The 11,688-nt window shown below is 53.3% G+C and carries 10 protein-coding genes; 9 read left to right on the top strand and 1 reads right to left on the bottom strand.

Features of this window, described 5'->3' with window-relative positions; genetic code table 11:
• Nucleotide 1 precedes the first annotated feature (1 nt).
• The 9 genes from nuoG (at nt 2) to B9Z46_RS02475 (ending at nt 10,443) form a co-directional block, all read left to right on the top strand.
• Nucleotides 2-2,128, top strand: coding sequence for an NADH-quinone oxidoreductase subunit NuoG (gene nuoG, locus B9Z46_RS02515; RefSeq protein WP_108254415.1), 2,127 nt, complete (start codon nt 2-4; stop codon nt 2,126-2,128).
• Entirely contained in the window at nt 2,125-3,207 is a 1,083-nt protein-coding gene (gene nuoH, locus B9Z46_RS02510; protein WP_108254414.1) for an NADH-quinone oxidoreductase subunit NuoH, read from the top strand. Before nuoG ends, nuoH begins: the two co-directional genes overlap by 4 nt.
• A 12-nt stretch (nt 3,208-3,219) precedes the next feature.
• The gene (nuoI, locus tag B9Z46_RS02505; protein ID WP_055360341.1) at nt 3,220-3,729 is read left to right on the top strand and encodes an NADH-quinone oxidoreductase subunit NuoI; all 510 of its coding nucleotides are present in this window, start codon (nt 3,220-3,222) and stop codon (nt 3,727-3,729) included.
• 35 nt (nt 3,730-3,764) lie between these two features.
• Complete coding sequence (locus tag B9Z46_RS02500) at nt 3,765-4,445, top strand: NADH-quinone oxidoreductase subunit J (protein ID WP_108254413.1); 681 nt, start codon at nt 3,765-3,767, stop codon at nt 4,443-4,445.
• A complete protein-coding gene (gene nuoK / locus B9Z46_RS02495) occupies nt 4,445-4,753 on the top strand; it encodes an NADH-quinone oxidoreductase subunit NuoK (protein WP_055360343.1) in 309 nt (102 codons plus the stop codon). The genes B9Z46_RS02500 and nuoK overlap by 1 nt, the downstream gene beginning before the upstream one ends.
• Nucleotides 4,754-4,767: 14 nt before the next feature.
• Nucleotides 4,768-6,798 (top strand): NADH-quinone oxidoreductase subunit L, encoded by a 2,031-nt coding sequence (nuoL, locus tag B9Z46_RS02490; protein ID WP_108254412.1) that lies wholly within the window; start codon nt 4,768-4,770, stop codon nt 6,796-6,798.
• Between the two features lie 12 nt (nt 6,799-6,810).
• Complete coding sequence (locus B9Z46_RS02485) at nt 6,811-8,286, top strand: NADH-quinone oxidoreductase subunit M (protein ID WP_055360345.1); 1,476 nt, start codon at nt 6,811-6,813, stop codon at nt 8,284-8,286.
• Between the two features lie 42 nt (nt 8,287-8,328).
• On the top strand, nt 8,329-9,816 hold the full coding sequence (gene nuoN / locus B9Z46_RS02480; RefSeq protein ID WP_108254411.1) for an NADH-quinone oxidoreductase subunit NuoN: 1,488 nt from the start codon (nt 8,329-8,331) through the stop codon (nt 9,814-9,816).
• A gap of 87 nt (nt 9,817-9,903) precedes the next feature.
• Nucleotides 9,904-10,443: a DUF1178 family protein gene (locus B9Z46_RS02475; protein ID WP_108254410.1), complete on the top strand. Its 540-nt coding sequence runs from the start codon at nt 9,904-9,906 to the stop codon at nt 10,441-10,443.
• 18 nt (nt 10,444-10,461) lie between these two features.
• Here B9Z46_RS02475 and B9Z46_RS02470 read toward each other — a convergent pair whose 3' ends face one another.
• Nucleotides 10,462-11,652 (bottom strand): aminotransferase class I/II-fold pyridoxal phosphate-dependent enzyme, encoded by a 1,191-nt coding sequence (locus tag B9Z46_RS02470; protein WP_199220532.1) that lies wholly within the window; start codon nt 11,650-11,652, stop codon nt 10,462-10,464.
• Nucleotides 11,653-11,688: the final 36 nt, after the last annotated feature.

The following is an 11,688-nucleotide window of genomic DNA, read 5'->3' as shown; positions in this document are numbered from 1 at the left end:
CATGGTTGAAATTGAACTAGACGGTAAAAAAGTTGAGGTCTTAGAAGGCAGCATGGTCATGCATGCCGCAGAAAAGGCCGGTACTTACATTCCTCACTTCTGCTATCACAAGAAATTGAGCATTGCGGCCAACTGCCGCATGTGCTTGGTCGATGTGGAAAAAGCACCCAAGCCCATGCCCGCTTGCGCGACCCCCGTCACGCAAGGCATGATTGTGCGCACCAAGTCAGACAAAGCCATCAAAGCGCAAGAGTCTGTGATGGAATTCTTGCTCATCAATCACCCCCTCGATTGCCCCATCTGCGACCAAGGCGGCGAGTGTCAGTTACAAGACTTGGCTGTGGGTTATGGTGGCAGCAAGTCACGCTACGAAGAAGAAAAACGTGTGGTGTTCCACAAAGATGTGGGCCCGCTCATCAGCATGCAAGAGATGAGCCGTTGCATTCACTGCACACGGTGCGTTCGCTTCGGTCAAGAAGTGGCTGGCGTCATGGAGCTGGGCATGTCACACCGTGGTGAACATGCAGAAATTGAAACCTTCGTGGGCCAATCGGTTGACTCGGAACTCTCCGGCAACATGATTGACATTTGCCCCGTGGGTGCGCTCACCAGCAAGCCTTTCCGTTACAGTGCCCGTACGTGGGAGTTGTCACGTCGCAAATCAGTTGCGCCGCACGATTCATCGGGTGCCAACTTGGTGGTGCAAGTGAAGAACAACGAAGTGCTCCGCGTGGTGCCTTTGGAAAACGAAGACGTCAACGAGTGCTGGATTGCCGACCGCGATCGCTTCTCTTACGAAGCCTTGAACAGTGCCGACCGTCTGCGCGCCCCCATGATCAAACAGGGTGGTGAGTGGAAAGAAGTCGACTGGCAAACTGCATTGGAATATGTGGCCAACGGCTTGAACCAAATCAGCAAAGACCACGGTGCCAGCAGCATCGGTGCATTGGTCAGCCCTCACAGTACCCTTGAAGAATTGCATTTGGCCAGCACCCTGGTTCGTTCTTTGGGTTCTGACAACATCGACTACCGTTTGCGCAATGCTGAGTTTGCCAAAGCAGAAGGTGTGCGCTATTTGGGTACTTCCATTGCCAGCTTGTCGCAACTCCAACGTGTGTTGGTGGTGGGCAGCAACTTGCGCAAAGACCATCCGCTGTTTGCGCAGCGCATTCGTCAAGCACAGCGAAATGGCGCGCAAGTCAATGCCATTACTTCTCCAGCCTTGTTCAACGCTGCGGATGCATGGGCCATGCCGATTGCAAACGCCGATGTGCAAGAAGCCAGTGCGTGGGCACAAAGCTTGGCCAATGTGGCTGCGGTCGTTGCGGCAGAAAAGGGCGTTGCTGCCCCTGTTGCCGGTCAAATCACACCAGCAGCCAAAGCCATCGCCACGTCCTTGCTTGGCGGTGAACGCAAAGCCATTTTGCTGGGCAACGCCGCTGCACACCATGCCAACGCTACAAGCTTGCTCAGCTTGGCCCAATGGATAGCGGCACAAACAGGCGCCACTTTCGGTTACCTCACAGAAGCTGCCAATACCGTGGGTGCGCAGTGGGCCAAAGCCCAGCCACAGTCTGGTGGCTTGAATGCTGCACAAATGTTGGCTGGTGGTTTGAAAGCAGCTTTGTTGCTCAACACTGAGCCTGTTGAGGACTCTGCTGCGGGTGCCAAAGCCGTTGCTGCTTTGGCCGCCATGCAAATGGTGGTCACACTCAGCCCGTTCAAAACCAACATGGCTTTCTCAGACGTGTTGCTGCCCATCGCACCGTTCACGGAAACGTCTGGCAGTTTTGTCAATGCAGAAGGGCGCTTGCAAAGTTTCCATGCCGTGGTGAAGCCTTTGGCCGAAACCCGTCCTGCTTGGAAAGTATTGCGCGTCTTGGCCAACATGCTCGGCTTGCCACAGTTGGCTTTTGAAACTTCACAAGATGTGTTGAAACAAATCAGCGCCACACCCTTGAACCTCAGCAATGCTTGTGGTTCTGAGGTTCGCATGGCAGGTGATGTAGACACACCTTGCGTGGCATCTATTTATCAACTCGACAGCTTGGTGCGCCGCGCACCTTCTTTGCAATTGACAGCAGATGCTAGAAATGCCAAGGCTGTTGCTGAAGGAGTGCACGCATGATCGACGCTCTGTACAACGGTGGCCTGAACGCCATCTCCGCCACTTGGTGGGCTGCCATGGTCTGGCCCGTCTTGTGGATCTTGATCAAAATTGTGGCGGTGTTGGCCCCCCTGATGGGTGCTGTGGCTTACCTCACTTTGTGGGAGCGCAAGTTGCTCGGTTTCATGCAAGTTCGCATGGGACCCAACCGCGTGGGTCCATTTGGTTTGTTGCAGCCTATTGCAGATGCTTTGAAGCTTCTCACCAAAGAGATCATCACGCCATCTGCTGTGGCGCCTGGTTTGTTCCGCTTGGGTCCCATCATGGCCATCATGCCGGCTCTTGCCGCATGGGTGGCTATTCCTTTTGGCCCTGAAGTTGCATTGACCAATTTGAATGCAGGTTTGCTGCTCGTCATGGCCATCACCTCCATCGAGGTTTATGGCGTGATCATTGCGGGTTGGGCCTCCAACTCCAAGTACGCCTTTTTAGGTGCCTTGCGCGCTTCTGCGCAAATGGTCAGCTACGAAATTGCCATGGGCTTCTGTTTCTTGGTGGTCATCATGGTCACGGGTAGCATGAACCTCACAGAAATTGTGCTGGGTCAAGGCAAAGGCGAGATGGCCAACATGGGCCTGAACTTCTTGTCGTGGAACTGGTTGCCTTTGTTCCCTATTTTTATGGTCTACCTGATCTCTGGTGTGGCCGAAACCAACCGCCACCCGTTTGACGTGGTGGAAGGGGAGGCCGAGATTGTGGCCGGTCACATGGTGGAGTACTCCGGCATGGGTTTTGCCATCTTCTTCTTGGCCGAATACGCCAGCATGTGGCTGGTGTCCATCTTGGCCGTCATCATGTTCTTGGGCGGCTGGATGTCGCCCATTGACAGCACTGTTTTCAACCTCATCCCAGGTTGGATTTGGTTGGGCATCAAAACCTTCATCGTGGTCTCGATGTTCATTTGGATTCGCGCCACTTTCCCGCGCTTCCGTTATGACCAGATCATGCGTTTGGGTTGGAAAATTTTCATCCCAGTCACGTTGGTGTGGCTGTTGATTGTGGGCGTGTGGTTGCACTCGCCTTGGAACATTTGGAAATAACCGGGTTAAGACATGTCTACAGTGGCTGTATCCAATTTTTCGCTCAAAGACTTTCTCAAGAGCTTCATGCTGTTTGAGTTGGTCAAGGGCATGGCCTTAACGGGTCGTTATGCATTCCGTCGCAAGGTGACCCTTCAGTTCCCTGAAGAGAAGACACCTTTGTCACCTCGTTTCCGGGGTTTGCATGCCTTGCGCCGTTATGAAAACGGTGAAGAGCGTTGCATCGCATGCAAACTGTGCGAGGCCGTTTGCCCCGCCATGGCCATCACCATTGAATCCGACGTGCGTGCGGATGGCTCACGCCGCACCACACGTTACGACATCGATTTGACCAAGTGCATCTTCTGCGGTTTCTGCGAAGAAAGTTGTCCCGTCGACTCTATTGTGGAAACTTCCATTCTGGAATACCACGGCGAAAAGCGCGGCGATCTGCACTACACCAAAGAGATGCTCCTGGCAGTGGGCGATCGCTATGAGAAAGACATTGCGGCTTCTAAAGCAGCAGATGCCAAGTACCGTTGATCGACTGAATTTACAAAACTAACAAGCGACAACCCATGGACGTCAAAACTGGTTTCTTTTATCTCTTCTCGGTGGTGCTGATGTTTGCAGCCTTCCGCGTTGTGACTGCGCGCAACCCAGTGCATGCTGTGTTGTACCTGATGCTCGCATTTTCACAAGCCTCGGGTTTGTGGTTGCTCTTGCAAGCCGAGTTCTTGGCCATGACTTTGGTCTTGGTTTACTTGGGTGCCGTGATGGTGCTGTTCTTGTTTGTGGTGATGATGCTGGACATCAACTTGGACACTTTGCGACAAGGCTTCTGGAAGCATTTCCCTTTGGCAGCATCATTGGGTGCTTTGGTTGCGCTTGAAATGGCTGGCGTTTTGATGAGTGGTTTCCGCTCTTCTGAAGCGCCCAAAGTGGCCATGGCGGTCGGGCAGTTAGCCCCCCAAATCTCCAACTCCAAGGCCTTGGGTATCTTGTTGTACACCGAGTACCTCATGCCGATTCAAGTGGCAGCTTCTATTTTGTTGGTGGCCATGATTGCCGCCATTGCCCTCACATTGCGTCAACGCAAAGACAGCAAAGCCATCAGTGCTTCTGAACAAGTTCATGTGCGCGCCAAAGACCGTTTGGTCGTGGTCAAGATGGATGCCGTCAAAGTTGGCGAAGCGCCAAAAGCACCTGAAGCACCCGAAGCCCCCGCTTTGGCCGATGCTTCCAAGGAGACCAAATAATGACATTGACACTTGGACACTATTTGTCGCTGGGCGCCATGCTGTTTGCCCTGTCGGTGATCGGTATCTTTTTGAACCGTAAGAACCTGATCGTGTTGTTGATGGCCATTGAGTTGATGCTCTTGGCGGTCAATATGAATTTTGTGGCTTTCTCTCACTTCTTGGGTGACATGCACGGACAAGTGTTCGTCTTCTTCATCCTCACAGTGGCAGCAGCCGAGTCCGCCATTGGTTTGGCCATTTTGGTGCTCTTGTTCCGCAACAAGAACAGCATCAATGTGGACGAGCTCAATTCGCTCAAGGGTTAAGAGGTTAAAAGAACATGAGCCAAACCCTCAACGCTTCAACGCTGCTTGCAGTGCCATTGGCCCCTCTGGTGGGCTCGGCGCTGGCTGGTATTTTGGGAACGCAATTCGGTGGTAACTGGATTGGTCGTCGCCTGACACACACGCTCACCATTTTGGGCGTGTTGATTGCTTTCATCTTGTCCGCTTCCACTTTGAAGAGTGTGGCGGTGGACGGTGCACGCTTTAACGAAACCCTCTACACCTGGATGGCCGTTGGGGGTCTCAAAATGGAAGTGGGCTTCATGGTCGATGGCCTCACCGCCATGATGATGTGCGTCGTCACTTTCGTATCGCTGATGGTTCACTTGTACACCATCGGTTACATGGAAGAAGACGAGGGCTACAACCGTTTCTTCGCCTACATCTCATTGTTCACTTTCTCGATGTTGATGCTGGTCATGAGCAACAACATGCTGCAACTGTTCTTCGGTTGGGAAGCTGTGGGCTTGGTGTCTTATTTGTTGATTGGTTTCTGGTTCAACAAACCCACCGCCATTTTTGCCAACATGAAGGCCTTCTTGGTCAATCGTGTGGGTGACTTCGGTTTCATCTTGGGCATTGGCCTCATTGCTGCATTTGCAGGCACGCTGAATTACACAGAAGCCTTTGCCAAAGCCGCTGACCTCAGCGCGCTCACATTGCCTGGCACTTCTTGGATGCTGATCACCGTCATTTGCATCTGCTTGTTCATTGGTGCCATGGGCAAATCAGCTCAGTTCCCCTTGCACGTTTGGTTGCCAGACTCCATGGAAGGTCCTACACCTATTTCTGCGTTGATTCACGCAGCGACCATGGTGACGGCGGGTATCTTCATGGTGGCGCGCATGTCACCCTTGTTTGAGTTGTCTGAAACTGCCTTGAACTTCATCATGGTGATTGGTGCCATCACGGCCTTGTTCATGGGTTTCTTGGGCATCATTCAAAACGACATCAAGCGCGTGGTGGCTTACTCCACACTCTCGCAATTGGGTTACATGACAGTGGCTTTGGGTGCTTCGGCTTACTCAGTGGCCGTGTTCCACCTCATGACGCACGCCTTCTTCAAAGCTTTGTTGTTCTTAGGCGCAGGCTCGGTCATCATGGGCATGCACCACAACCAAGACATTCGCTACATGGGCGGCGTGCGCAAGTACATGCCCATCACATGGATCACGTCTTTGCTTGGTTCTTTGGCTTTGATCGGCACGCCTTTCTTCTCTGGCTTCTATTCCAAAGACAGCATCATTGAAGCCGTGGCCGAAAGCCATTTGCCTGCGGCTGGCTTTGCGCACTTTGCGGTGCTGGCAGGTGTCTTCGTCACAGCGTTCTATTCCTTCCGCATGTACTTCTTGGTGTTCCATGGCAAAGAGCGCTATGACCAGAACCCTGATGCACATCATGGTCACCATGATGATCACCATGACGACCATGGTCACGATGATCATGGTCCGCACGAGTCACCTTGGGTGGTCACAGTGCCCCTGATTTTGTTGGCCATTCCTTCTGTGGTCATTGGTTACATGACCATCGACACCATGCTGTTTGGCGAGTTCTTCAAAGACGCGATCTTTGTGGACGGCGACAAGCACCACGTGATGCATGAATTGGCAGATGCCTTCCACGGCCCCGTGGCCATGGCATTGCACGCTGTGACCACTGCGCCGTTCTGGCTGGCTTTGGCCGGTGTGGTGGTGTCTTGGTACATGTACTTGATCAACCCCGCAGTGCCAGCCGCCATTGGCCGTGCGCTGCGTCCCTTGGTGGTCATTCTTGAGAACAAGTACTTCATGGACTGGTTCAACGAAAACGTTTTGGCCCGCGGTGCACGCGCCTTGGGCAATGGACTTTGGAAAGTTGGCGATCGCACCTTGATCGACGGCTTGCTTGTCAACGGCTCTTGGAAGCTGGTGGGCATGGTTTCAGCCTGGACCCGCAAGCTGCAATCGGGCTACCTCTACCACTACGCCTTGGTGATGATCTTGGGTATTTTCTTGCTCATGACGTACTTCGTCTGGCTCAACAAATAAGGAAGCATCAAAATGAATTTGTTGAGCCTTGCCATCTGGACGCCTATCGCGTTCGGTCTTGTTTTACTGGCTTTGGGTCGTGATGAACAAGCTCCGGCTGTGCGCTGGTTGGCCCTTGTCGGATCGGTCATCAGTTTCCTGATCACACTGCCTTTGTACAGTGGCTTCAAACTTGACACAGCTGCCATGCAGTTTGTCGAAAAAGCGTCTTGGATTGAGCGCTTCAACGTCAACTACCATTTGGGTGTTGACGGCATTTCTGTGTGGTTCGTCATCCTCACTGCCTTCATCAATGTGATTGTGGTGATTGCGGGTTGGGAAGTGATCACGCGCAAAGTGAACCAGTACATGGCCGCGTTCCTCATCTTGTCTGGTTTGATGATTGGCGTGTTTTCAGCATTAGACGGCTTGCTGTTCTATGTGTTCTTTGAGGCCACGCTCATTCCAATGTACTTGATCATTGGTATTTGGGGCGGCCCGAACAAAATCTATGCAGCGTTCAAGTTCTTCTTGTACACCTTGTTGGGCTCACTCCTCACATTGATCGCCTTGATTTACTTGTACACCCAGTCGGGTGGCAGCTTTGACATTGCGGCATGGCACAAACTGCCTTTGTCGGCTACGGCGCAAAACTTCTTGTTCTTCGCGTTCTTCGCAGCCTTTGCGGTCAAGGTGCCCATGTGGCCAGTCCACACCTGGTTGCCTGATGTGCACGTTGAAGCACCTACAGGTGGCTCTGCCGTGTTGGCGGCCATCATGTTGAAACTGGGTGCCTACGGCTTCTTGCGATTCTCCATGCCCATTGCCCCCGACGCTGCGCGCGAGTGGGCCACCTTCATGATCGTCTTGTCCTTGGTGGCGGTGATCTATGTGGGCTTGGTGGCCATGGTGCAACAAGACATGAAAAAGCTGGTGGCTTATTCATCGGTGGCACACATGGGCTTTGTCACCTTGGGTTTCTTCATCTTCAATCCGCTGGGTGTGTCGGGTGGATTGGTGCAAATGATTGCGCACGGCTTTGTATCTGCCGCCATGTTCTTGTCCATTGGCGTGCTGTATGACCGCGTGCACTCGCGTGAAATTGCCAGCTACGGCGGCGTGGTCAACACCATGCCCAAGTTTGCAGCCTTTGCCTTGTTGTTCTCCATGGCCAACTGCGGTTTGCCAGGCACAGCCGGTTTCGTAGGCGAGTGGATGGTCATTTTGGGTGCCGTGAAGTTTGACTTCGTGGTGGGCCTGTTGGCTGCCTCGGCCTTGATTTTTGGTGCCGCTTACACCTTGTGGATGTTCAAACGCGTCTACCTGGGTCCTGTCACCAACGATCACGTGAAAGAACTGACTGACATCAACGCACGTGAATTCACTGTCATGGCATTGTTGGCCATTGCGGTGCTTTACATGGGTTTGTATCCCAAGCCTTTCACCGATGTGATGGAAGTCTCTGTGGCCAATTTGTTGCAGCACGTGGCTGCTTCTAAATTGCCTTGATCGACATTGCGCCGCTGAAACTTAAAGATAGAGAGAATTGACATGATTGACTCAACCAGCTGGACGACGGTGTATCCGGAAATCGCATTGCTGGTCATGGCCTGCGTCATTGCCTTGGTAGACCTGTTGGTCACCAGCCCTAAGCGCACTGTGACATACGTTTTAACCTTGGTGTCCTTGGGTGGCGTGGCATTGCTGAATGCGTTTTATGCCGATGCCGGCCACACGCTCTATGGCTTTGGTCGTTTGGTGGTCTCCGACCCCATGGGCCATTGGCTCAAGTGTTTTGCCACCATCGCCGTCATGGTCACCTTGGTCTATGCACGCCCCTATGCGGCAGAGCGCGACATGTTGCGCGGTGGCGAGATTTTCAGCTTGTCGGTGTTTGCGCTGCTGGGCATGTGCGTCATGATCTCCGGCCAAAACTTCTTGGTCTTGTATTTGGGCCTGGAATTGCTCACGCTGTCGAGCTACGCCTTGGTGGCATTGCGCCGCGACAACACCCAAGCCACAGAAGCTGCCATGAAGTACTTCGTATTGGGTGCCATGGCCTCTGGTTTCTTGTTGTACGGCATGTCCATGTTGTACGGCGCCACGGGTTCTTTGGACCTGGCCACTGTGTTCAAAGTCATTGCAAGCGGTCAAGTGAAGCACCAAGTCTTGGTCTTTGGTTTGGTCTTTGTGGTGGCCGGTTTGGCTTTCAAACTGGGTGTGGTGCCATTCCACATGTGGGTGCCTGACGTTTATCAAGGTGCGCCAACTGCTGCAACCCTCATGATTGCTGGTGCGCCCAAATTGGCAGCGTTTGCCATTGTCATTCGTTTGTTGGTAGAGGGCTTGCTGCCATTGGCCATTGATTGGCAACAAATGCTGGCGCTGTTGGCCATTGCCTCATTGCTGGTCGGTAACTTGGCTGCCATTGCACAAACCAACCTCAAGCGCATGTTGGCTTACTCCACCATCGCGCAAATGGGCTTTGTGCTCATCGGCCTGATGTCTGGCGTGGTCAGTGGCAATGCAGCCATGGGCGCCAACGCCTACAGCTCTGCCATGTTCTACGTGGTGGGCTATGTTCTCACCACCTTGGCAACCTTCGGCATCATTTTGCTGCTGGCACGTCAAGGCTTTGAAAGCGAAGAGATCACCGACTTGGCTGGCCTGAACAACCGCAGCCCCTTGTACGCTGGCGTGATGGCCATCTGCATGTTCTCCTTGGCCGGTATTCCACCCATGGTGGGCTTCTATGCCAAGCTGTCTGTGTTGCAAGCTTTGGTAGCCTCTGGTCAAACAGCCGACATCGCTCTGGCCGTGTTTGCCGTGGCGATGTCTTTGGTTGGCGCGTTCTACTATTTGCGCGTTGTCAAAGTGATGTACTTTGATGAGGCGGTGACGGCAACCACCGTTACCGCTGACGCCGACGTGCGCATGGTCTTGTCCATCAACGGTTTGCTCGTCTTGGTCTTGGGCATTGTGCCCGGTGCTTTGATGTCACTGTGCGCACGCTCAGTGGCCCAGATGTTGGCCAATTGAACAGGGCCCATCAGATGCACGCCCATCTGATCCAAGCCAAGCTGAAGCGACCCGTGCGCTTCAGCTTTTCTTTTGTGTGAGCACGTTATGAAAGTTTTGAACCTTCAATGCGCAGGCCTGCACACCTTTGAAGGGTGGTTTGGTTCAGAGGAAGATTACCAGTCCCAGCGTGAAAGAGGCTTGGTGGCTTGCCCAATGTGTGCCAACACCGAAGTGCGCAAACTTCCATCTGCACCGCGTTTGAATTTGGGTGCAGCAGAGCCTCGTTCGGCCAAACCTGAACCTCAAGAAGAGCCATCAACCAACACGGGAAATGCCCCTCCTGCGTCCAATGTGCCATCGGAGATCACTGCTGAAGCCGTCGCTGCTGGGTTGGCGCAAGTGCATCCTGAAGCAGCAGAGATGGTTCAAGAAGCTTGGATGAAGATGGTCAAGCACGTTATTGCCAATACGGAAGATGTAGGACAAAACTTTGCCGAAGAAGCGCGCAAGATGCACTACGGCGAATCGGAAGAGCGCAACATTCGAGGGCAAGCCTCGATGGAAGAAACGAAAGACTTGTTGGAAGAGGGCATTGAGGTCATGCCTCTGCCAGTGCCTGATGCGCTAAAAGGTGGGCTTCAGTAAGTTGTCATGGCGCGCGGCTTAGCGCTTACCGTACCAATCTTGTACTGCAGCCACATAGCGCTGAACACCTTCAGCCACACTGGCTGCGTCTAATGCACCGTATGACAATCGCTGGTAGTTGGCTTCATGCACTTGCGTGAGACCAAACGCAAAACCTGGAATGGACGCCACTTTGAACTTCTCTGTCATAGCGCGGTTGAACGCAATGGGTTCAGTGCCTTGCGCTAAACCTGGCAGTTTCATCAGCACGTAAAACGCACCTTGCGTTTTGGGAAATTGCACCAAGTCGCCTAAACCTTCGAGCGTCTTGTAAACCGTTTGGCGCACTTGGCTTAAAGCCTCTACTTTGGGTTCAACCCAAGGCTTGCCTTGTTTCAAGGCTTGCAATGCCAAGAGCTGAGAGGGCATCGGCGCACAAATGAGGTTGGTGTCCTGCACCTTGTTCATGGCATCAAACAGGTCTGATGGAAACACCACGTAGCCCACACGCCAGCTGGCCATGCCGTAGTTCTTCGACATGGAGTAAAAAGACAAGGTGTGCTTCATGGCACCTGGAATGCTGGCAGGTGAGAAGTGCTTCACGCCTTCAAAGGTGAAGTATTCATAAGCCTCATCACTGAAGTGATAGAGACCATGCTGAGCGCACAACGCGTTGATGGCACGCAAGGAGGCCTCTGAATAAACGGCACCTGTCGGGTTGTTGGGTGACACGGTCACGATGGCGCGCGTGCGGGGTGTGATGGCGGCCGCCATGGCATCAACGTTCAGGCTCCAGTCGTCGTTGGCCGGAACGGGAACAGGCACACAACCGCACATGCGGATGGCCATTTCTTGGTTGAAATAAAACGGCATCGGCAAGATGAATTCATCACCGGGATCGGCCACGGCCAAGACTGAATTCAAGAAGGCCATGTTGCTGCCCGCTGTGACCATCAGCATGGCATCTGTGCCCAATTGGACTTGGTTTTCTTGCGCCAACTTGGCTTGGATGGCTTCGACCAAACCGGGGTGGCCACTGACACCTAAGTATTTGTGCAAACTGCCATCACCCATCATGCTGGGCAGAGCGGCAATGGCTTCTCCGGGCGGACCATAATTGACCACGCCTTGTCCAAGCGAAATGGTGCCAGGGTTGTTCCTGACCAAGGCCGCAATGGTGGGGATGATGGGCGTTTCAACGGCGGCCAGTCGGAGGTGAGGGCGAATCATAAGCTTGGTTCTTTGGATTGATTGGCTGTTCTGGAA

Source organism: Limnohabitans sp. Hippo4 (assembly GCF_003063605.1).
Classification (GTDB): domain Bacteria; phylum Pseudomonadota; class Gammaproteobacteria; order Burkholderiales; family Burkholderiaceae_C; genus Limnohabitans_A.
The sequence above is the reverse complement of the archived record's forward strand: the minus strand, read 5'-3'. Positions and strand labels throughout refer to the sequence as shown.